Raw genomic sequence first — 21,697 nt, forward strand, 5'->3', positions numbered from 1 at the left:
AGCTTTACCTAAAGTGCCAGCCTTTCTCGATAGAATTCTTCGCGCCGGCGAAGGCAAGCTTCTGCGCAAGCTCAAGCGGATCGCCGACCAGGTCAACTCCATTGAAGACGACTTCACGAGCTTGACCGACGCCGAGCTTCGCGCGCTCACCGACGACTACAAGCAGCGCTACGCCGAGGGCGAGTCCCTCGACGACCTGCTTCCCGAGGCCTTCGCCACCGTCCGTGAGGCGTCCCGGCGGGTGCTGGGCAAGCGCCACTTCGACGTGCAGATCATGGGCGGGGCCAACCTGCACATGGGCAACATCTCGGAGATGCGCACCGGTGAGGGCAAGACCCTCACCTGTACGCTGCCCACCTACCTCAACGCCATCTCGGGCAAGGGCGTCCACGTCATCACGGTCAACGACTACCTGGCCAAGCGTGACGGCGACGAGATGGGCCGCATCCACCGCTTCCTCGGTCTCGAGGTCGGCGTGATCCTGGCCAACATGCCCTCCGACGAGCGTCGCAAGCAGTACAACGCCGACATCACGTACGGCACGAACAACGAGTTCGGCTTCGACTACCTGCGCGACAACATGGCGTGGTCGCTGGAGGAGTGCGTCCAGCGCGGCCACCACTTCGCCGTCGTCGACGAGGTCGACTCGATCCTCATCGACGAGGCCAGGACGCCGCTGATCATCTCCGGCCCCGGCGAGCAGTCCGGCAAGTGGTACGCCGAGTTCGCCAAGATCGTGCCCCGGCTCCGCAGGGGCACCGAGGGCAAGGACGGCGAGGAGAACACCGGCGACTACGCCGTCGACGAGAAGAAGCGCACGGTCGGCATCTTCGAGTCCGGCGTGGAGAAGGTCGAAGACTGGCTGGGCATCGAGAACCTCTACAAGCCCGAGCACACCCACCTGGTCGGCTTCCTCAACAACGCGCTGAAGGCCAAGGAGCTCTACAAGAAGGACAAGGACTACATCGTCGTCGAGGGCGAGGTCCTGATCGTCGACGAGTTCACCGGTCGAGTCCTGCACGGCCGCCGCTACAACGAGGGCATGCACCAGGCCATCGAGGCGAAGGAGAGCGTCAAGATCAAGGACGAGAACCAGACTCTCGCCACGATCACGCTGCAGAACTACTTCCGCCTCTACGAGACGCTCTCCGGCATGACCGGCACCGCGGCGACCGAGGCCAACGAGTTCCACCAGACCTACAAGCTCGGCGTCGTCCCGATCCCGACGAACCGGCCGATGATCCGCAAGGACCAGGCCGACGTGGTCTACAAGACCGAGGACGCCAAGTTCATGGCGACCGTCGAGGACATCAAGGAGCGCTACGAGCGGGGCCAGCCGGTCCTGGTCGGCACCACGAGCGTCGCCAAGTCCGAGCGCCTCGCCAAGGAGCTCAAGCGCAAGGGCGTCAAGCACGAGGTCCTCAACGCCAAGAACCACGCCCGTGAGGCGGCGATCATCGCCGAGGCGGGCCGCAAGCACGCCGTCACCGTGGCCACCAACATGGCCGGTCGAGGCACCGACATCATGCTCGGCGGCAACCCCGACTTCCGCGCCGACCTGGAGCTGCGCGGCCGCGGCCTCGACCCGGTCGAGACCCCGGAGGAGTACGACAAGGCCTGGGGCGAGGCGCTGGAGAAGGCCAAGGCGGCCGTGCAGGCCGAGCACGACGAGGTCACCGAGCTCGGCGGCCTCTACGTCCTGGGCACCGAGCGGCACGAGTCGCGGCGCATCGACAACCAGCTCCGCGGCCGTTCCGGCCGTCAGGGCGACCCGGGCGAGTCGCGGTTCTACCTCTCGCTCGAGGACGACCTCATGCGCCTGTTCAACTCGGCCAGGGTCGAGATGATCATGACGCGCCTCAACATCCCCGACGACGTCCCGATCGAGTCGGGCATCGTCTCCAAGGCCATCGCCTCCGCCCAGCACCAGGTCGAGCAGCAGAACTTCGAGATCCGCAAGAACGTTCTGAAGTACGACGAGGTCATGAACCGGCAGCGCAAGGTGATCTACGCCGAGCGTCACCGGGTGCTGGAGGGCGCGGACCTGCACGAGCAGATCCGCGGCTTCGTCAACGACGTGATCGACGAGTACATCGCGGGCGCCACCTCCGAGGGATTCGCCGAGGAGTGGGACCTCGACAAGCTGTGGAAGGCCCTCGGCCAGCTGTATCCCATCAGCATCACCGCCGAGCAGCTCATCGAGGAGGCCGGGAGTCGCGAGGAGCTGACCGCCCAGTTCCTCAACGAGAAGGTGAAGGCCGACGCGATGGCCGCCTACGACCGTCGCGAGGAGGAGATCAACGCCCAGGCCATGGACCCGGAGGGCATGCGGGTGCTGGAGCGCCGCGTCATCCTGTCGGTCCTCGACCGCAAGTGGCGCGAGCACCTCTACGAGATGGACTATCTCCAGGAGGGCATCGGCCTGCGCGCGATGGCCCAGCGCGACCCGCTGATCGAGTACCAGCGCGAGGGCTTCGAGATGTTCTCCCAGATGCTGGAGGGCATCAAGGAGGAGTCGGTCGGCTACCTGTTCAACCTCGAGGTCGAGGTGCAGAGCAACCCGATCGTCGAGGAGCACGACCACTCCGAGGACGCCGCGATCGCGGAGACCCGCTCGATCATCGCTCGCGGCCTGCGCGGCCCGCAGCGTCCCACCGAGCTGGAGTACACCGCTCCGGGCGAGAGCGGCGAGGTGGAGCACACCCGGATCAGCACCAAGGCCGAGCGTGACGCGTACGGCAACGTCGAGCGCAACGCCCCGTGCCCCTGCGGCTCCGGCAAGAAGTACAAGCGCTGCCACGGCGACCCCAAGCACGTCGAGGTCTGACCGCCACCGGAGGGCCCGCACCGTGCACGGTGCGGGCCCTCCGGCGTGTCCGGGCCCCGCCTTGCCTTGCCGTCTCGCCGTTGCCACGGTCGCGAGCGCGGCCCGGTGACCGGCGCGTGCCGGAGGCGCCTCCGCGAGGGACGGGCGCGACGGCCCGGTGACAGCTTCGGAACGACGGGCGGGAGGCCGTTCAGGGGCGAGCGGGCGCGGTCCGGTGGCCGGGCCGGGGGTCGCTGGTTCCTCCCCGTACGGGACGCGGGTCGGGGGTGGTCTCGAACTCGGTGCACAGCCACCGCACGCCCCTGCGTTCCAGCCTCAGCGCCAGGACGCGCGAGCGGTCGCCGCAGTCGACCACGACGCACATCTCCACCACCCCGTCCTCCGGCTGGGATATGTGGGCCCGGCCCACCCTGGGGGGCCGCGCGGTGGTGATGATCTTCCCGCTCCGCGCCAGCTCGGCCTGGGCCCTGCCGGTCAGGTGGCAGGAGACGCTCGCCGGGGGGCGCCTGCCGGACAGGATCTCGGCGACGGCCTGCGCGAGGGCCCGCAGCCGCCGCTCGTCGGGGACCGTGCCGGGCGGGCCCCAGATCAGCGATCTCCCGGCGGAGGGGCCCGGCGCCCCGGGATCGAGGGCGAGGGCGAGGGTGCCCTGCACGTACGGCGGCATGGCCGGGGTGTCGCCGGCGGGGCGGTCGTCGTCGTAGGGCGGCTCGGCGGTGGGGGAGGAGGCGACCCTGGGGAGCGGTGCCGGGCGTCGTGGGGGCGACATGGGAACTCCGATGTGCTCGGCTTGAGTGGCAGAACTGACACATCAGGGAGTTTCCGGCCCTCCGTCCAGATACGTCGCCCGCCAACTTCCCGGAAATCCCGGTCGCTTCGCCCGGTTGGGTAGGGAAGGTGACCTCGGGTTGGAGCGGTCGGTCCTCGCGAGGGGGCGGGTTGTGGCCAGGGCCGCGATCTCCGGAGGACGGCCGAAACGGCTCGGCGCGCCTTTCGGGGGAGACCGGCTCGGGGAAGCCGGGGATTTCTCCGGGGCGGAGGCCGGCTCGGGCGGCGGGAGGCGCACCTCCCGGGTGGAGGCCGGTTCAGGTGGAGGACGGTCCGGGGGGAGGGTCCCCGTTGGGGGGAGGTTCGGTGTCCGTCCTGCCGCGCGCCGGGGGTGAGGGCTCGCCGGAGTCGACATCGGGCTCGGGCTCGCGGCCGGGGGTCATGATGTTCAGCCTCCTGATCAGGAAGCTGAACACGGTGTAGTAGACCACCGCGTAGACCAGCCCCATCGCGATGATGATCGGTACGCCCCGGGCGTTGGGCGCGGTCCCGTACAGGCCGAGGTCGATCAGCCCGGAGGAGAAGCTGAAGGCGAGCTTGACGTCCAGCGCGGAGGCGAGGGCCATGGAGACGCCGGTCAGCAGGATGTGGATGACGAACAGCACCGGCGCCACGAAGATGAACGCGAACTCGATCGGCTCGGTGATCCCGGTGAGGAACGCGGTGAGCGCCGCGGAGATCATGATCGAGCCGACCGCGGTGCGGCGGTGCGACGGCGCGGCCCGCCAGATGGCGATCGCGGCGGCGGGCAGGCCGAACATGAGGACCGGGTAGAAACCGGCCTCGAAGCCGCCGTAGCCGACGGCACCGTTGTTGAAGCAGATCAGGTCCCCGGCGAGCTTCTTGCCGTCGACCACGCACTCGGGGACCTGGGTCCAGATCACGTTGTTGACGATGTGGTGCATGCCGAGCGGGAGCAGGGCACGGTTGATCATGCCGTAGACCCCGGCGCCGAGCTCGCTGTTGGAGGCGAGCCAGGTCCCCCAGGCGCGGACCCAGCCGCCCAGCACCGGCCAGACGAAGCCGAGGAGCACGCCGATCACGAGCCCGGCGAAGGCGGTGAGGATCGGCACCAGGCGGCGCCCGCCGAAGAAGGCCAGCCAGGTCGGCAGCTTGGTGCGGTGGTAGCGCTGCCAGAGCAGCGCCGAGACCAGGCCCATGACGATGCCGCCGAGCACCCGGGTCGGGTTCTGCGCGCCGAGGTTCAGGACCGCGTCGGGGACGCCGGGAGTGTTCCTGTCGAACACCTCCGTGGTGATGGACTGCCTCAGGTCGGCGTCGAAGAGGATGAAGAACATGTTCATGCTGACGGCGTGGAAGACCAGGTAGCCGACGAGCGCGGCCAGGGCGGTGGAGCCGTCGGCCTTGCGGGCGAACCCGATGGCGACGCCGATCGCGAACAGGATGGGCAGGTTGTCGAACAGGGCGCCGCCCGCGGTGCCGACGACGCGGGCCACGTCGTCGAGCAGGGCGCTGTCGGTCCGGCCCAGGAGGTCGTCCTGCCCGAGCCTGAACAGCAGGCCCGCGGCCGGCAGGACCGCGATCGGCAGCATCAGGGAACGTCCCAGGCGCTGGAGCACGCCCATCGCGGCGGAGCCGGACGACCGGGCGGCGGGCAGGCCCGCGTCCGCCGGGGAAGGGCTCATCGGGCTTTCCTCCAAGGGCTGGAAGGGAGGAGGGCGGCGAGGGGAGCGGTCGCGCGGGACCGAGCGGGACATGACGACGGCGGCGGTACGGAGCCGGGTGGTGATCGGAACGGGCGGGCGGAGAGTGTGGCCGGAGCGGGTGAGACGCCGGTGGAGCCGGGTGGTGATCGGAACGGTTGGGTCGAGGGTGTCGAGGTCGAGGTCGGAGCGGGTGAGGCGCCGCCGGGGCCGGGTGGTGATCGGAACGGGCGCGGCGGGCGGGACGTGGTGGGGCGGGCGGGCATCGGGATCAGGCGCGGCGGGCCGGTATCTCCAGGATCGTACGGAGCTGGTAGCGGTCGGCGCGATAGGTGGACACCCCGAGTTCGGCGCAGACGCCTCCCGCGAAGGAGCGCCGCTGGAGCAGCAGCACGGCCCCGCCGCGCGGTAACTTCAGCAGGTCGGCGTCCCCGGGGTCGGCGATGCCGCCGTCGATGGTGAGCTCGCCGGCGTCGAGCACCAGGCCGTAGCGGGTCTCCAGGAGGGCGTACAGGGAGCGGCCCGTCAGGTCGTGGGTGTCGAGGTCGGGCGCGAGTGAGACGGGGATGTGGGCCCGCTCGATGCACATGGGCTCGTCGGCCGCGGTCCGCAGCCGCTCGATGAAGTGAACCTCGTCACCCGGCTGGATGCCGAGTTCCCTGGCCAGGTGCGCGCTCGCCCTGACCACCCGCCGGTCCAGGTCGCGGGAGCCGGGCTCCATGCCCCTGGCGCGCATCTCGTCGCTGAAGGAGGTGAGCCGCAGGGACATCTCGATCTTGGGGCGGGCCACGAAGGTGCCCTTGCCCGCCACCCGCTGGAGCCTGCCCTCGGAGACCAGGTGGTCCACGGCCTGCCGTACGGTCATGCGGGAGAGCCCGAAGCGCTGGCAGAGCTCGCGTTCGGACGGGATCGCCGTGCCGATCGCGAGCTCGTTGTTCTCGATGAGATCGAGCAGGATCTCCCGGAGCTGGAAGTACTTGGGCACCGGGCTGTCCGGGTCGATCTGGGCCACAGGATCCTCCCCCCTCGATCTGAGATGTCGCATGAGTTAGGGTTCGTACTGGTCTAGTCCGGACTAGACCACAGGCCGGAAAAGGGTGTCAACGTACGGACCGGAGACGGATCGATAACGGCCCGGTCTCGTCCGTCCGAACCGAAGGATGAGCGCGAGATGACGACCAAGATGCGCAGCGAGATCGCCGAGCAGCCCGCCGCGCTGCGAGCCACGCTCGACGCCCTCCTCCCCAGGGTCGGGGAGGTGGAGCGGCTCGCGGGGCAGACCCGCCAGCTGCTGTTCATCGCCCGTGGCACCTCCGACAACGCCGCAGTCTACGGTCGCTACCTGGCCGAGGCCCACACGGGCAGGCTCTCCACCCTCGCCGCCCCCTCGATCGCGACGACCTACCGGCGCAGGCTGGACCTCGACGGCGTGCTGGCCGTCGCACTGTCCCAGTCGGGCAGGACCGAGGAGATCGTCGAGACCCTCGCGTGGGCGAAGGACTGCGGGGCCAAGACCGTGGCCATCACCAACGGCGGCGAGCAGAGCCCCCTGGCCCAGGCCGCGGACCTCGCCCTGTGCACGGTCGCGGGCGAGGAGAAGGCCGTCCCGGCCACCAAGACCTACACCACCCAGCTCGCCGCGCTCGCCGTGCTGGCCCTCGGGCTCGGCGCGAACGTCGACGCCGCCGACCTGCAGCGGGTACCGGACGCGGTCGAGAAGCTGGTCGGCGACCCGGGTGACCTGGAGGCGATCGTCGAGGGCCTGGCCGACAAGCCGGGCGTCGTGGTCTCCGGCCGGGGACTCGCCTTCTCCACCGCGTTGGAGCTGGCGCTCAAGCTGAAGGAGGCGTGCTACATGCACGCCATGGGCCTGTCGTACGCCGACCTGCTGCACGGCCCGATCGCCGTGGTCGACGAGGACACCCCGGCCATCCTGGTCGCGGCGGGCGAGGGCCCGACCCTGGCCGGCACCGTGGCGCTCGCCGAGCGGGTAACGGGCGCGGGCGCCTCGGCCTACACGGTCGGCGGCGGCACCGCGCTGTCCTCGGTCTCCAGCGCCGCGCTGAACGGCCCCGACCTTCCCGAGTGGGTCGCCCCGCTGGGCCTCATCGTCCCCGGTCAGCTGCTCACCGAGGCGCTCGCGCGCCGGCTGGGGATCGACCCCGACGCCCCCCGCGGTCTCAACAAGGTGACCCAGACCGACTGACCGTCTCAACAAGGTGACTCGGACCGACTGATCGCGACATGTCCTTTAGCCTGGTCATAGCCTTGGGAACAGGGTGATCACATCTGGAGGGCGACATGGCGGCCGACGCCGACGCGATCATCGCTGGACTCGGTGGTGCGGACAACATCATCGAGATCGAACCGTGCATCACCCGGCTCCGCACCGAGGTGCACGACGTTTCCAAGGTGGACCAGGTGGCCCTGCGGGCGGCCGGCGCGCACGGCGTGATGGCGGCGGGCAACGTCGTCCAGGTGGTGGTGGGTCCCGAGGCCGACACGATCGCCAGCGACATCGAGGACATCATGGGCTGAGCCGGGCCGGACGACGGCCGACGCCGGCCGATCACAGAGCCGATCAGTTCTGTGATCGGCTCCGACCAGGGCCGACGGGAGCCGGCGCGGGCCGGCACGGGCCGACAGGGGCCGGCGAGGGCGGGGCGCGCCCGAGACGGCACGCGTGGGCGGCCGGGCGCGCGGACGGGCCGTCCTCGCGGGCGGCGGCATGCCGAGGGGGGTGCGGTGACCACAGTTCTGGCACCGGTCGCGGGGGTGGCCGTGAGGCTCGGCTCGGTGCCCGACCCGGTCTTCTCCGAAGGGCTGGTCGGGCCCGGTATGGCGATCGAGCCGGACAGGGCGCCCGGCCGGGTGCTCTCTCCCATCGCGGGCACCATCGTCAAGCTGCACCCGCACGCGTTCGTGGTCGTCGGCGACGACGGCCGGGGGGTCCTCGTCCACCTGGGCATCGACACGGTCGAGCTCAGGGGGGAGGGGTTCGAGCCACTGGTGGCCGAGGGCGACCGGGTGGGCGCCGGGCAACCGGTGGTGGCGTGGGACCCGGCCGGGATCGAGGCGGGCGGGCGCTGCCCGATCTGCCCGGTCGTGGCGCTGGACGCCGCCGCGGACGCCGTCACCGGCCTCGCCACGGGGGCCGTCGACGCCGGTGACGAGCTTTTCGAGTGGAGCGGTCCGCACGATCCGAGCGGTCCGAGCGGTCCGAGCGGTCCGAGCGGTCCGAGCGGTCCGAGCGGTCCGAGCGGTCCGAGCGGTCCGCGCGATCCGAGCGGTCCGGCCTGAGGCCGCGCGGGACCGATCAAGGGGCACCCGGTACGAAAACAGGAGCCGATCACAGGGCGCCGGCCACGAGGCCGGGGCAGGGGAACGAGAAGGAGAGTGGGGACGACGGTGGGACCGTCCAGGAAGGCGGCGCTCTTCGATCTCGACGGGACGCTGATCAACAGCGAGCGGCGGAGCATGGCCATGTGGTCGATGCTGCTCGACAGTCACGGGGTGGTCCACGACGAGGTCGTGCTGCGCGGGTTCATGGGGCGGCGCGGGCGCGACGTCCTCACCGAGCGGGCCCACCTCTTCCCCGGCAAGCGGATCGACGACCTGATCGAGGAAGCCTTCTCCTTCCAGGACCATCCCGGCCTGCCCGACATCGTGCCGGTGCCCGGTGCCGCGGAGCTGGTCCGCAGGGTCGCGGCGTACGGTTCGCCGGTCGCGGTCGTCACCTCCGCCGGCCGTGACTGGGCCGAGGAGCGGCTGGCGCAGGTCGGCATCCGTGACCTGCTGGAGACGATCGTCTCCGCCCACGACGTGACCGTGGGCAAACCGGACCCCGAGGGGTTCCTCCTCGCCGCCGCGCGCCTGTCGGTCGATCCGGCACACTGTGTGGCGTTCGAGGATTCCATCGCCGGGATCGCGGCGGCCAAGGCGGCTGGCATGGCGTGTGTGGGCATAGCGACCACGCATCCGGGCACTGAGCTGGCCGGGGCCGATCTCGTGGTCGCGGACCTGACGGGGGTCGACTGGCCCCTGCCGACCATCAACGATCCCGCGGTCTAGACCGCGGGCGAACTTCCGGGAGGAACACGTGGCCGAGCGCCAAGTCACCGTCAAGTCGGAGGTCGGCCTGCACGCCCGGCCCGCCGCGACATTCGTCCAGACGGCGGCCAAGGCGTCCCTGGACGTCACCGTCGCCAAGGCGGGCGGCGAGCCGGTCAACGCCAAGAGCATCCTGGCCGTCCTCTCCCTCGACGTCAGGGAGGGCGACACGGTGGTGATCAGAGCGGAAGGCGAGGGAGCCGACGAGCTTCTCGACCAGCTGGCGGCCATCGCGTCGGCGCCGTGAACACCCTCACCGGGGTGGGGGTGAGCCCCGGGGTCGGTGTCGGTCCCGCCCACGTGCTCGCGTACGAGGCGATCGTCCCGGCGCCGGGCTCGCGGCACGGCGGGACCGCCGAGGACGCCGCCGCGGAGCTGGCCCTGGCCGGGCGGGCGCTGGAGCGGGTCGCCGCCGACCTGGAGGGGCGCGGGGCCCGCGCGGGCGGCGAGGCCGGGGAGATCCTGGCGGCGCAGGCCATGATGGCCCGCGACCCCGGCCTGGCGGACGGCGTGGCCACGCTGGTCGGGGCGGGCACCTCCGCGGCCCGCGCGGTGTACGAGGCGTTCGGCCACTACCGCGACCTGCTCGCCGCCGCCGGAGGGTACCTCGGCGAGCGCGTCGCAGACCTGGACGACATCAGGGACCGCGCCATCGCGGTGATCGAGGACCGTCCCCTGCCCGGCGTGCCCGAGGGCACCGGGGAGCCGTACGTCCTCGTCGCCCGTGACCTGGCGCCCGCCGACACGGCGCTGCTGTCTCCCGACGTGGTGGCGGCCTTCGTCACCGAGCAGGGCGGCCCGACCAGCCACACCGCGATCCTCGCCCGCGCCATGGGGGTGCCGGCCGTGGTGGCCTGCCCGGGGGCGACCTCGATCGCGCAGGGGACGCCGGTGCTGGTCGACGGGGCCTCCGGTCTCGTACGGCCCGCGCCCTCCGACGACGAGGTCACCGAGGCGCGCAACGCCGCCGCGGCGCGGGAGGCCGTGCTCGCCTCCGCCACGGGGCCGGGGACGACCGCCGACGGGCACGCCGTGCCGCTGCTCGCCAACATCGGCGGGCCTCGCGACGTGGCCGCCGCGCTGGAGCACGGGGCCGAGGGGGTCGGGCTGTACCGGACCGAGTTCCTCTTCCTCGACCGGGCCGAGGCGCCCTCGGCGGCGGAGCAGGAGGCCGCCTACCTGGAGGTGCTGGACGCCTTCCCCGGCGGCAGGGTGACCGTCCGGACCCTCGACGCGGGGGCCGACAAGCCCCTCGCCTTCCTGCCGCCGGGAGCGCACGAGCCCAACCCGGCGCTGGGGGAACGGGGGCTGCGGCTGTTCAGGACGCATCCGGAGATCATGGACACCCAGCTCGCGGCCCTCGCCGCCGCGGCCGCGCGCTCGTCGGCGAGACTCCAGGTGATGGCGCCGATGGTGGCCACCGCCGAGGAGGCCGCCTGGTTCGCCGACGCCTGTGACGCGGCGGGGTTGCCGTCGGCGGGGGTGATGGTCGAGATACCGTCGGCGGCCCTGCGCGCCTCCGACCTGGCCGTGCGGGCGGGCTTCCTCTCCGTCGGCACCAACGACCTGGCCCAGTACGCCCTCGCCGCCGACCGGCAGCTGGGCGCGCTGACCGGGCTCCAGGACGCCTGGCAGCCCGCCCTGCTCGACCTGGTCGCCCTGGCCGCGGCGGGCGCCGCCGAGCGCGGGAGGCCGTGCGGTGTCTGCGGTGAGGCCGCGGCCGACCCAGCCCTGGCCTGCGTGTTCGTCGGGCTCGGGGTCACCTCGCTGTCGATGTCGGCCCCGGCGCTGCCCGCCGTACGGGCCGCGCTGTCGCGCCACACGCGGCAGCAGTGCCACCTGGCCGCCGACGCCGCGCGGGCCGCCTCCTCCCCGGAGGCCGCGCGCGCCGAGGCGCGCTCGCACCTGCCCGGTCTCGCCGGACTGGCGCTGTGACGTGGGCGGACTTCCCACGTGGGTGACGTACGGGCCGGAGGGGCCGGTGGTGACCGGGTGGACGCGCGGGCACCGGGGTGCGGACCCGGATAGCGTAAGCGGCATGGCTCGGTGGAGACGTGTGACGGGTATCGCAGTGATCGCGACGATGGCGGCCGGATGTGCCGGGGCGGGGAGGAGCGCTCCGCCCGCGTCCGGTGCCACGCGGGAGACCTCCGCGAGCGCCGACGCGGCCTCCCCCGCCGGGTCCTCCGAGGCGTCCGCCCCCGCCGACGCCTCCGCCACGCTGGACACCGCGGGGGTGGAGGGCGTGCTCGCCTCGATGAGCGTGGAGGAGAAGGTCGGCCAGCTCTTCATGCCCGTGCTGTACGGCCCGTCGGCCGACACGGTGTCGGGGGAGAACCAGGCGCGGTTCGGGGTGGACACCCCGGCGAAGATGGTCGCCCGCTACCGTCCCGGCGGGGTGATCCTCTTTCCCTGGGCGGGCAACGTCAAGAACGTCCGGCAGATCGTGGCGCTGACCAACGGGCTGCAGAAGGCGTCCCCCGAGATCCCGCTGCTGATCGGCACCGACCAGGAGAACGGCAAGGTCTCCCGCCTCGCCCCGCTGGTCACCCCCATCCCGGGGGCGTCGGTCATCGGCGCGACCCGCGACGTCTCGCTGGCCCGCAAGGCCGCGAAGGTGACGGGCACCGAGCTGCGCGCCCTGGGCGTCAACCTCGACTTCGCGCCCGTCGCCGACGTCAACCTCAACCCGCGCAACCCGGTGATCGGCCCGCGCGCGTACGGCTCGGACCCCAAGAAGGTCGCGCCGATGGTCGCCGCCGCCGTGCAGGGCTTCCACGACGCGGGGATCGGGGCCACGGCCAAACACTTTCCCGGCCACGGGGACACCAACGTCGACAGCCACACCGGCCTGCCGGTGATCAGGCACACCCGTTCCCAGTGGAACAGGCTGGACGCCCCGCCGTTCGCCGCCGCCATCGACAAGGACGTCGACGCGATCATGAGCGCGCACGTCGTGATGCCGGAGCTCGACCCCTCGGGTGACCCGGCCACCCTGTCCAAGCCGATCCTGACCGGGCTGCTCCGCGAGAAGCTCGGCTTCGACGGGGTCGTCTCGACCGACGCGCTGGACATGGCGGGGGTACGCAAGAAGTACAAGGACGGGGAGGTCGCGGTACGGGCGATCCAGGCCGGGGTGGACCTGCTGCTCATGCCGCCGGACTACCGCGAGGCCCACCGGGCGCTGCTGGCCGCGGTGGCGTCCGGAAAGATCTCCCAGGCCCGGCTCGACCAGTCCGTCCGGCGGCTGCTGAAGCTGAAGGCCGCCCGCGGCCTGCTGGACGAGGCGCCGATCGTCGACCCGGCCAGGGCCGAGCAGGTCCTCCGCTCGGCCGAGCACCTCAAGGTCGCCCGGCTCATCACCTCGAAGGCCCGCTGAATCACTTCGGGGGCCGTTGGATCACTTCAGGGGTGGCTGGATCGCCTCAAGGGCCCGCTGAGAAGGGAGATCAGGGGGCTCCTGGCGGCTCCTGGGGGCGCGGTCCGGTCAGGCGAGCCGGAGGTTGCCGGTCCTGGCCAGCGAGATGACGAGCGACTGGACGAGGCGGGTGAGCAGGGCCTCGATCAGCATGAAGGCCGCCTTGGCGAGCACGGTGGAGATGAATCCAGACATAACAACCTCACAGGGAGAAAGAGTGCTTAAGGTGATAATTCATACCAAGGGAGTCTAAGTCACCAGTCACGAGGTTGCTATTCGGTGAACGTTCGGTGACGTTCCGCGTGTGGACGCCTGGAAGGCCACCCCGGCGGCCGTCGTCGTGGCGGCGCTCCCCAGGGCGATGGTCCACCCCACGGGCCCCAGATAGTGGCAGCCGAAGAACCGGCAGAGCCCCGGGACCGAGACGGCCATGCCCAGGGCGCCCAGGGACAGGAGCGAGGCCAGCACCACCAGGCGATCCCGGCTGCTCAGGGCCAGGGTCTGCATCAGCTGCGACGCCACGAGCGCGACCAGCCCCATGGAGTCCGCCCGCCCGCGCGTACCGGTCACCCGGCCGATCGCCCAGGCCAGGCCCGCCGCGCTCGCCGTGGTCGCGGCGCGCAGGTAGATGTCGCGGGTCAGGGAGGCGCCCAGCGAGGCCTCCGGCCCCTCCTCCAGCAGCTTCTCCGGGCTGGTGGAGGCCGGGGGCCGGGAGGCCACCGCCATCGCGGGCAGCATGTCGGTGAGCAGGTTGACCAGCAGCAGCTGACGGGCGTTCAGCACGTTCCCGCCGCTGACCAGGCTGGATCCGACCGCGAAGGCGATCTCGCCGATGTTGCCGCCGAGCAGGATGCTGAGGGCGTCGCGGACCGAGCCCCACATCGCCCTGCCCTCGATGATCGCGTCGACGATCGTCTCGATGCGGTCGTCGGTCACGACGATGTCGGCCGCCGCCCGCGCCGCCGGGGTGGCGCGGGAGCCCAGGGCGATCCCCACGTCCGCGCCCCGGATCGCGGGGGCGTCGTTGGCGCCGTCGCCGGTGACCGCGACGACCTTGCCGGTACGGCGCAGGCAGCTGACGATCCGCGCCTTGTGCGCCGGGGTGGTCCTGGCGAAGACCGTCACGTCCGGCAGCGCCTCCACCAGGGTGTCGTCGTCCATCTCGTCCAGCTCGGGCCCGGTCATGATCCGTCCGCCGTTCAGCACGTTCAGCTCGGCGCCGATCGCCTCCGCCGTGCTCGGGTGGTCACCGGTGATCATGACGATGCGCACGCCCGCCCGCGTGAGGCGGCCGACGCTCTCCGCGGCCGTGGGCCGTACGGGGTCGGCCAGGCCGAGGAAGCCGAGGAAGCACAGGTCCTGGATGCGGGACTCGTCGAGGTCGCGACGGTCGGAGGCGGGGCGCTCAGCGACCGCGAGCACCCGGTAACCCTGCCGGGCGAGCTGGTCGAGCTCCTTCTCGATCTCCGCCACGAGGTGGTCCGCGAGAGGGACCACCTGGCCGTCGCGGAGGATGGACGTGCATCGGGTGATCATGATCTCGGGGGAGCCCTTGACGCTCAGCAGCGGGCCCGAGGCGTCCTTGCCGAGCACGGCGTGGTAGCCGCGTCCCGGCTCGAAGGGGAGCTCGTCGACCCGCTCCCAGCTCCCGTTCCCCTTCTCGGTCACGCCCAGCCGCTCGGCCCCCTTGAGCACGGCGCGGTCGGTGGGGTGCGGGATGGGGCGCCCCTCGTCGTGCCGCGGGCACGCGCGCGTCCCCGCGGTCACGATGTGCCGCAGCTCGGGCGTGAGGTCCTCCAGGGTGCGCTCGTCCTGCACGTCCGAGACGCACCGCAGGCTGATGCGCCCCTCGGTGAGGGTCCCTGTCTTGTCGAAGCACAGGACGTTGACCCGGCCGAGGGCCTCGATCGTGGAGGGGTTGGGCACCAGGGTGTTACGGGTCGACAGCCGCCGGGCGGAGGCGAGCTCCGCGACCGAGGCGACGAACGGCAGTCCCTCGGGCACGGCGGCGACGGCGAGGCTCACCGCCGGCGCGAGCGCCTGCGGCACGGAACTGCCGCGCAACAGGTCGGCGGCGAGCAGGACGACGCCGGACCCGACCGCGACCGGAAGGACGCGCCGGCTCAGCTCCCGCAGCCGCAGCCGCACACCTGTGACCGGAGGCTCCTCGGCGGCGAGCCTGGCGGTCCTGGCCGCCTCGGTCGTCTCGCCCGCCGCGACCACCACGGCCAGCCCGCTGCCGGCCGCCACCGTCGTCCCCTCGTAGACCATCGAGCTGCGGTCGGCGACGGCGGGCGAGCTGACGGGCTCCGGCGACTTGGCGACGAGCTGCGACTCGCCGGTGAGGGCGGCCTCGTCGATCTCCAGGCCCACGGCCTTGAGCACGCGGCAGTCGGCCGGCACGGTGTCGCCCGCGCGCAGCTCGATCACATCGCCGGGTACGAGGTCCTCGACGGTCGCGTTCGCCTGCTCGTGGGGGCGGGCGGCGCCCGCCTTCTCGTGGGAGCCGCGCTTGGCGGAACGAGCCGCGCCCGCCTTCTCCGCCGCGCCGGCCTTCTCCGCCGTACCCGCGCCCTCCGCCGTGCCCGCCTTCTCACGGGGGCGGCGCAGGCGTACGGGGATCGCCACCGCCTCGGTCAGGCGGTGCAGCGCCCGGTCGGCGCTGTAGCGCTGGCCTCCTCCGATGAGCGCGTTGGCGAGCACAACCGTGCCGATCATCACCGAGTCGGAGACCGAGCCGACCAGGGCCGACAGGCCCGCCCCGGCCGCCAGTACGGGGGTCAGCGGGTTGGCCAGCTCCTCCACGGACACGCGGAGCAGCGAGTCGGGGCCCCGCGGCTTCTCCGATCCCGTGGAGGACCTGCGCCGCGCGGCCTCGGCCTCGCTGATCCCGTTGACCGACGAGCCCAGCAGGGCCAGGACCTCCTTGGCGGGCATCGCGTGCCAGGGGGTCCGGTCGATCCGGACGGGCGGGGTCTCCCGCCCGGCGTGCCAGCCCGCCCAGCCGCCCGTGACGAGGGTGGCCACCGACGTGCAGCTGCTCGCGAGCTGCGCCCTGTGCTGCGAGTCCTCCGCGGACCCGAGCGTCGCCAGCACGCCTCCGGCGGCGGTTCCCGCGGTGGTGAGCCACACGCAGCGCTCGCTCGTCCTCCTCGCCGGTCCCAGGCAGCTCAGGAGCAGGTGGATCTCCTCGAGTTCGGCGATCACGTCCGCGTCCCAGGGCACCCGGCCCGAGCCGCGCAGCACGCCGATGCCCAGGTCGGCCTGGGCCAGCGCGGCCATGCGGCGCGCCGACACCACGGCGACCCCGCGGCCGTCCGCCTGGAACGCGCGGACCGACCTGGCCAGCCGGGAACCGCCCGGCACGATCTCGTCGATGCCGAGCCGCGGGCCGAGTTCCTCACCGCCTCCCGCGAGCGCCACGGCGCACGCGCCCCCGGCCGCGGCGACGATCGCGTCGGCCAGCGGGTCGACCAGCGGTGCCAGGCCGACCAGGGCGGCCGGAACACCCTCCCTCGTCACGCGGACGGCCCGGATCCCCCGGGCCTGCCAGTCCTCGGCCTCCGCCGCGACGATCCCCGCCGGGCCCGCGAGGGGCTCGGCCCTCCACGCGTCGCGTTCCCGCCGCGCGCCGGGGTCGTCGAGGTCGAGCAGGGTGAGGAGCCGGGCGCGCAGTCCGTCGAGGCCCTCGCCGTTCGCGGAGTCGAGGGCGCCGAGGGGGACGATGCGCTCGATCTCCCACGAACCCGTGCCGAGCACGTCGGCGTCGAGGACGACCGTGTCGATGCCGTCCATGCGGCGCAGGGCGCGTTCGTCGAGGACGATCGCGCCGCGTCTCGCCAGGGCGCGCCCGATCGCGGCGGCGAAGAACTCGCGGCCCAGCTTCGCGGCCTTGGGCGTCGTCGCGGTGAGCATGGCGACGGCACGCGCGTGGCCGTCGCCGAGAAGGTACGTCAGCCCGGAGGCGCCGGCCGCCACCGGGCTCCCGACGCGCTCGAACCGCTCCACGGGACTGTGGGCCATGGGGGCGGGACGAGGTTTCCCGGCCGTGCGGATGTGGCGGTAGGAGCCCTTCCGCGACGCCAGCTCGTGCTGGCGCGCCTCCCAGGCCCTCAGCGTGTCGCGCGCCTCGATGTAGCGGCTGGTCGCGGTGACCGACTGGACGAGCATCCCCACCCGGCGCAGCGCCAGCGTGTGGGTGATGATGTTCGCCGTCGTGAACAGGGTGACGGTGGCCGGGCCGCCGAGATGGCGTTCCAGCTCGTGGCGGACCCTGGGGGTGGAGTCGGCCAGGCCCAGCAGGGCGGGAAAGATCGCCGGAACCGCCGGTGCGCGCACCGCGTGCCCGGCGAAGGCCATGCCCGCCCCGACCAGGCTCGCGCCGAGCCGGATGCCGGCACGGGTGTGCCGCTCCACCAGCCTGGCGGTGTGGTGTTTCACGAAGCGGGACGCGAGGATCCCCTGGCCGGAGGACTCGTCCTCCGCGTCTTCTTCTGTGTCGTCTGTGTCCTCTTCTGTGTCCTCGTCCAGGTCGTAGCCGCCGGTCAGGTCGTCGTCCTCGTCGTCGTCCCCCGGGTCCTCGCCGTCGAGCGCCTCGATGATCGACAGCACTTTCTCCATGTCGATCGATTTCGGGTCGCAGCCCAAGAAGACGGAGCCGAGGACGCCGTTGACCTCCGCCCGCCCGATCCCCTCCAGCTTCAGCAGCGCGTTCTCCAGCCGCCGGGCCCTCGTTTCGCTGCCCGGTGAGCCGATCGCGTGCAGGTCGACATGGAGCCCTCCGGGGCAGGCCCGTTTCCCGCGTGAACGCGGCAGGGCGTTCGCGACCGCGGTGGGCACGGCCTTGATCGCGTCCGGTACGACGTTCCAGAGGGTTTCCGCGGGCACGGACAGCAGGCGGGGCACGAACATGCAGATCTCCGGCAGGCAAGATGACGGGGCCGATCAGGCCGTGGTTACGCGTGGCCTGATCGGCCCCGTCGCTGCGATTACTTGGACGATCTCCCGCGGGCCGAACTTCCCGACCGGGAGGCGGAGCCCGCGGTGCGGGAAGCGGACGCCGAGGCCCGTGACGTGGGCGTCGAGGTCCGTCGCGACGCGGATGTCGTGGCCCGGGACGCCGGCTTCGTGGTCCGTGAAGCGGGCTTCGTCGTCCGTGCGGCGGGCCTCGCGGTCCGGGGCGCGGGCTTCGTGGCCCGGGACGCGGTCGCGGTCCGTGAGCGTGCGGTGGACGTGGTGGCCCGGGAACCGGTGCCCGCGGTCCGCGAGCCGGCCGCCGACGCGCGCGACGCGGGCCTCGTGGTCCGTGAGGTGGTGCCTCCCGTACGGGAGGTGGTGCTCTTCGCCCGCGAGGCGGTGGCACCCGTCGCGCTGGAGCCCGTGGTACCGGTCGTCCGGGAGGCGGTGGTACCGCCTGTCCGGCTCGTGGCACCCGTGGCGCGCGACGCGGGCCTCGTGGTCCGTGAGGTGGTCCCTCCCGTACGGGAGGTGGTGCTCCGGGTCCGCGAAGCCGGGCTCTTCGCCCGTGAGGCGGTGGTGCCCGTCGCGCGGCTCGTGGTGCCCGTCGCGCGGGACGTGGTGCCCGTGGTGCGTGACGCGGCGCCGGTCGCCCGGCTCGTGGTGCCCGTGGCGCGCGATGTGGTGCTCCGGGTCCGCGAGGTGGGGCTCTTCGCCCGGGATGCGGTGGTGCCCGTGGCGCGGGATGTGGTGCTCCGGGTCCGCGAGGTGGGGCTCTTCGCCCGGGATGCGGTGGTGCCCGTCGTGCGGGACGTGGTGCTCCGGGTCCGCGAGGTAGGACTCTTCGTCCGGGATGCGGTGGTGCCCGTCGCGCGGGACGTGGTGCCCGTGGTGCGTGACGTGGCGCCGGTCGTCCGGCTCGTGGTGCCCGTGGCGCGCGATGTGGCGCTCCGGGTCCGCGAGGTGGGGCTCTTCGCCCGTGAGGTCGTACCGGTCGTCCGGCTCCGGGACGTGGAGCCCGTGGAGCCCGTGGCGCGTGACGCGGCACCGGTCGCCCGCGAGGCGGCGGTACCCGCCGCGCGGGTCGCGGTGCCGGCCGCCCGGGTCGCGGCACCCGCGGTGCGGGACGCGGCGGTGCCCGCGGCGCGGGACACGGTGCCCGCGGCCTTGGACGCGGTGCGCGACGCGGCCGACGTCGCACGGGACGCCGGTGTGGTCCGGGAGGTGGAGCCTCCCGTCCGGGACCTGGACGTCGAACCGGTCGTCCGGGATCCGGATGTCGAACCCGTGGACCGGGACGCGGAGCCGGTCGTCGAGGAGCCGGTCGCGGAGATCGCGGGCCTGGAGGCCGGACTCGACGACCTGCCCTTTCCGCGCGCACGCTGCGCGATCACCGTTCCGACCCCGATGGCGGCCGCTACCGGCCATTCGAGCAACCCCGCCACCGCGAGCGCGCCGAGCCCTCCGTAGTAGACGATGCGCTCGGCAGGAGGCAGGAACGACCTGGCCGTGTCGACGGCCTGTCCCGCCTCCTGCTTGCTGACGTGCGGCATGTGAACATGCGGCGGTCGCAGCTGCACGGTCAGCATCGGAAGCTTGAGCGTTAGCGGGTTGCCGTCCTGTTTCCTGCTTGCCTGGGCATGCGTGGTGGACGTTGCGGGTGTGGTCGGTCTCTGCGCCGTACGGGCGCGTGACCGGCTCGTCTGAGCTACTGCCATGATCCCTCCTCATGGGAACCGAGGGAAGGTGCAAATGGAGCCCGCAGGAGGTCGATCATGCCTTCTACGTGCGGTTATATGGCCCGAGTGCCATTCTCGTAATCTTCCTCGTATTGGGGCCGCGAAACGCGTAACGCTCGCCGAATCGGATGTTAGGGGATGAATCTCCGGACAGTCTGTCCCTGAGTGTCCGTTTCGAGATGATTTATGAGAGGTACGGCTTGAGCTCGCGGCGCGCCACGGTGCGGAGGTGGACCTCGTCCGGGCCGTCGAAGATGCGCATCGCGCGTGCCTGCGCGTACATCGTCGCGAGCGGGACGTCGTCGGACAGGCCCATGCCGCCGTGAACCTGGATGGCACGGTCGATGACGTCGCACGCCATCCGCGGGGCGACCACCTTGATGGCGGATATCTCCGAGGCCGCGGCCTTCGCGCCGACCGTGTCAATCATCCAGGCGGCCTTCAGGGTGAGCAGCCTGGCCTGCTCGATGGCGAGCCGCGACTCGGCGATCTGCTGCTGCACCACACCCTGCTGCGCGAGCGTCTGGCCGAAGGCCACCCGGTTGGCGGCGCGGGCGCACATCAGCTCCAGGGCGCGCTCGGCCATCCCGATGGCGCGCATGCAGTGGTGGATGCGGCCGGGACCGAGACGGGCCTGGGCGATGCGGAAGCCGTCCCCCTCCTCCGCGACGAGGTTCGCCGCGGGCACCCGGACGTCGGTGAAGACGATCTCGGAGTGGCCGTGCTGCTCCTGGTAGCCGAAGAGCGGCAGGTGGCGTACGACCTCGACGCCCGGCGTGTCCATCGGGACCAGGATCATCGACTGCTGGCGGTGCGGGGGGCCGTCGGGATCGGTCTTGCCCATCACGATCAGGATCTCGCAGCGCGGGTCGGCCACCCCGGTGATGAACCACTTGCGGCCGTTGACGACGTACTCGGAGCCGTCGAGCGTGATGGAGGTGGCGATGTTGGTGGCGTCGCTGGAGGCCACCGCGGGCTCGGTCATCGCGAACGCCGAACGGATCTCGCCCGCGAGCAGCGGCTTGAGCCACCGCTCCCGCTGCTCGGGCGAGCCGAACATGTGCAGGACCTCCATGTTCCCGGTGTCGGGGGCCGCGCAGTTCAGTGCCTCGGGGGCGAGGTCGATGGAGCGGCCGGTGACCTCGGCCAGGCTGGCGTAGTCGAGCACGGACAGGCCGGACTCTGCGGGCAGGAACAGGTTCCAGAGACCGCGCGAGCGCGCCTCGGACTTGAGCTCCTCCACCACCGGCGGCAACTCGTGGCTGTCGTGTCCTCGGGTCCGGCGCCACGCGTGGTAGACCGGCTCCGCCGGGTACACGTGGGTGGCCATGAAGTCGGTCAGATTGGCGAGGTATTCCTGCGCCTTGTCGCTGAGCGCGAAGTCCATGGCGGCCAGTTTGGCACCACCCCTTCTTCGGCTTCCCACCGGTCCACGCCTACTCTGGAACCCGTTTCATCGAGGAGGACAGATGCTGAAGGGCGTGCTGATCGACTGGGGTGGCGTGCTCACCGTCGGTCTCGCCGAGGCGATCGCCGAGTGGATCGTCGCCGAGAATCTCGACGAGGCCCACTACCGCGGGGTGATGCGCGAGCTCATCGTGCACGCGTACGAAAGCGGCGGGAACGGCGAGAACGCTGAGAAGGGCGAGAACGTGATTCACGCCCTGGAGCGCGGAGAGATCTCCGGCCTGGACTTCGAGCGCGACCTGGCGGCCAGGCTGATCACCACGGACGGCGTGCCGCTGGTCGCCGAGGGGCTGCTGACCAGGATGTTCTCCCGTTTCCACCGGGTCGAGCCGATGTACGAGATGCTCCGTGAGGCCCGTGCCGCGGGGCTGCGCACCTGCCTGCTCTCCAACTCCTGGGCGAACGAGTACCCCCGCGAGGGCTGGGAGGACGTCTTCGACGAGGTCGTCATCTCCGGGGAGATCGGCATGCGCAAGCCCGAGCCGAGGATCTTCGAGTACGCGCTCGGCAGGATCGGCCTGGCCGGGGAGGAGTGCGTGTTCGTCGACGACATCGAGGCCAACATCGAGGCCGCCCGGCGGTTCGGCATCGTCGGCGTGCACCACCGCGACCCCGAGCTCACCATCTCCGAGCTGGAAACCCTGTTCCGGGTCTCACTCCGCTGATTCGGCTGTCCGCTTCCCGCCCG

16 protein-coding genes are annotated in these 21,697 nt (G+C 72.0%); 10 read left to right on the plus strand and 6 right to left on the minus strand.

What is annotated here, in order from left to right:
- The first annotated feature begins 13 nt into the window (after positions 1-13).
- Positions 14-2,827 (plus strand): preprotein translocase subunit SecA, encoded by a 2,814-nt coding sequence (gene secA / locus ACFYWM_RS19285; protein WP_389916417.1) that lies wholly within the window; start codon positions 14-16, stop codon positions 2,825-2,827.
- 190 nt (positions 2,828-3,017) lie between these two features.
- On the opposite strand, the gene ACFYWM_RS19290 is transcribed toward secA, so the two are convergent.
- From ACFYWM_RS19290 to ACFYWM_RS19300, 3 genes are all read right to left on the minus strand, one after another.
- Entirely contained in the window at positions 3,018-3,596 is a 579-nt protein-coding gene (locus ACFYWM_RS19290) for an Rv3235 family protein (RefSeq protein ID WP_389916419.1), read from the minus strand.
- A 316-nt stretch (positions 3,597-3,912) separates the two neighbouring features.
- Complete coding sequence (locus ACFYWM_RS19295) at positions 3,913-5,301, minus strand: PTS transporter subunit EIIC (protein ID WP_389916421.1); 1,389 nt, start codon at positions 5,299-5,301, stop codon at positions 3,913-3,915.
- Between the two features lie 289 nt (positions 5,302-5,590).
- The gene (locus ACFYWM_RS19300) at positions 5,591-6,331 is read right to left on the minus strand and encodes a GntR family transcriptional regulator (protein WP_362837563.1); all 741 of its coding nucleotides are present in this window, start codon (positions 6,329-6,331) and stop codon (positions 5,591-5,593) included.
- Between the two features lie 159 nt (positions 6,332-6,490).
- Between ACFYWM_RS19300 and ACFYWM_RS19305 the strand changes: the two genes are divergently transcribed.
- From ACFYWM_RS19305 to ACFYWM_RS19335, 7 genes are all read left to right on the plus strand, one after another.
- Entirely contained in the window at positions 6,491-7,525 is a 1,035-nt protein-coding gene (locus ACFYWM_RS19305) for an SIS domain-containing protein (RefSeq protein ID WP_389916423.1), read from the plus strand.
- A gap of 95 nt (positions 7,526-7,620) precedes the next feature.
- Positions 7,621-7,857, plus strand: a complete 237-nt coding sequence (locus ACFYWM_RS19310; RefSeq protein ID WP_389916425.1) for a glucose PTS transporter subunit EIIB — start codon at positions 7,621-7,623, stop codon at positions 7,855-7,857.
- Between the two features lie 207 nt (positions 7,858-8,064).
- Complete coding sequence (locus ACFYWM_RS19315) at positions 8,065-8,619, plus strand: PTS glucose transporter subunit IIA (protein ID WP_389916428.1); 555 nt, start codon at positions 8,065-8,067, stop codon at positions 8,617-8,619.
- 108 nt (positions 8,620-8,727) lie between these two features.
- The gene (locus ACFYWM_RS19320; protein WP_389916431.1) at positions 8,728-9,390 is read left to right on the plus strand and encodes an HAD family hydrolase; all 663 of its coding nucleotides are present in this window, start codon (positions 8,728-8,730) and stop codon (positions 9,388-9,390) included.
- A gap of 28 nt (positions 9,391-9,418) precedes the next feature.
- Entirely contained in the window at positions 9,419-9,676 is a 258-nt protein-coding gene (locus ACFYWM_RS19325; protein ID WP_389916433.1) for an HPr family phosphocarrier protein, read from the plus strand.
- Positions 9,673-11,364 (plus strand): phosphoenolpyruvate--protein phosphotransferase, encoded by a 1,692-nt coding sequence (ptsP, locus tag ACFYWM_RS19330; protein WP_389916435.1) that lies wholly within the window; start codon positions 9,673-9,675, stop codon positions 11,362-11,364. Before ACFYWM_RS19325 ends, ptsP begins: the two co-directional genes overlap by 4 nt.
- Positions 11,365-11,485: 121 nt before the next feature.
- Positions 11,486-12,808 (plus strand): glycoside hydrolase family 3 protein, encoded by a 1,323-nt coding sequence (locus ACFYWM_RS19335; protein ID WP_389916437.1) that lies wholly within the window; start codon positions 11,486-11,488, stop codon positions 12,806-12,808.
- 108 nt (positions 12,809-12,916) lie between these two features.
- On the opposite strand, the gene ACFYWM_RS19340 is transcribed toward ACFYWM_RS19335, so the two are convergent.
- Both ACFYWM_RS19340 and ACFYWM_RS19345 read right to left on the minus strand, forming a co-directional pair.
- Entirely contained in the window at positions 12,917-13,042 is a 126-nt protein-coding gene (locus ACFYWM_RS19340) for a hypothetical protein (protein WP_389916439.1), read from the minus strand.
- A 66-nt stretch (positions 13,043-13,108) separates the two neighbouring features.
- On the minus strand, positions 13,109-17,758 hold the full coding sequence (locus tag ACFYWM_RS19345; RefSeq protein WP_389916441.1) for an HAD-IC family P-type ATPase: 4,650 nt from the start codon (positions 17,756-17,758) through the stop codon (positions 13,109-13,111).
- Positions 17,759-17,890: 132 nt separating this feature from the next.
- Here ACFYWM_RS19345 and ACFYWM_RS19350 point away from each other — a divergent pair, with 132 nt between their 5' ends.
- A complete protein-coding gene (locus ACFYWM_RS19350; protein WP_389916443.1) occupies positions 17,891-19,273 on the plus strand; it encodes a hypothetical protein in 1,383 nt (460 codons plus the stop codon).
- A gap of 453 nt (positions 19,274-19,726) precedes the next feature.
- Here the strand turns inward: ACFYWM_RS19350 and ACFYWM_RS19355 are convergent, their stop codons facing one another.
- A complete protein-coding gene (locus ACFYWM_RS19355) occupies positions 19,727-20,929 on the minus strand; it encodes an acyl-CoA dehydrogenase family protein (protein ID WP_389916445.1) in 1,203 nt (400 codons plus the stop codon).
- A gap of 82 nt (positions 20,930-21,011) precedes the next feature.
- Between ACFYWM_RS19355 and ACFYWM_RS19360 the strand changes: the two genes are divergently transcribed.
- Positions 21,012-21,674, plus strand: a complete 663-nt coding sequence (locus tag ACFYWM_RS19360; RefSeq protein ID WP_389916447.1) for an HAD family hydrolase — start codon at positions 21,012-21,014, stop codon at positions 21,672-21,674.
- The last annotated feature ends 23 nt before the right edge of the window (positions 21,675-21,697 follow it).

Source organism: Streptosporangium sp. NPDC002721 (genome assembly GCF_042888905.1).
Classification (GTDB): domain Bacteria; phylum Actinomycetota; class Actinomycetes; order Streptosporangiales; family Streptosporangiaceae; genus Streptosporangium.

What these genes read in the sequence shown, in the direction of transcription:
- ACFYWM_RS19290 (WP_389916419.1), bottom strand. Translation starts at nt 3,596, where the DNA reads ATGTCGCCCCCACGACGCCCGGCACCGCTCCCCAGGGTCGCCTCCTCC.
- ACFYWM_RS19355 (WP_389916445.1), bottom strand. Translation starts at nt 20,929, where the DNA reads ATGGACTTCGCGCTCAGCGACAAGGCGCAGGAATACCTCGCCAATCTG.
- ACFYWM_RS19340 (WP_389916439.1), bottom strand. Translation starts at nt 13,042, where the DNA reads ATGTCTGGATTCATCTCCACCGTGCTCGCCAAGGCGGCCTTCATGCTG.
- ACFYWM_RS19360 (WP_389916447.1), top strand. Translation starts at nt 21,012, where the DNA reads ATGCTGAAGGGCGTGCTGATCGACTGGGGTGGCGTGCTCACCGTCGGT.
- ACFYWM_RS19295 (WP_389916421.1), bottom strand. Translation starts at nt 5,301, where the DNA reads ATGAGCCCTTCCCCGGCGGACGCGGGCCTGCCCGCCGCCCGGTCGTCC.
- ACFYWM_RS19305 (WP_389916423.1), top strand. Translation starts at nt 6,491, where the DNA reads ATGACGACCAAGATGCGCAGCGAGATCGCCGAGCAGCCCGCCGCGCTG.
- ACFYWM_RS19310 (WP_389916425.1), top strand. Translation starts at nt 7,621, where the DNA reads ATGGCGGCCGACGCCGACGCGATCATCGCTGGACTCGGTGGTGCGGAC.
- ACFYWM_RS19345 (WP_389916441.1), bottom strand. Translation starts at nt 17,758, where the DNA reads ATGTTCGTGCCCCGCCTGCTGTCCGTGCCCGCGGAAACCCTCTGGAAC.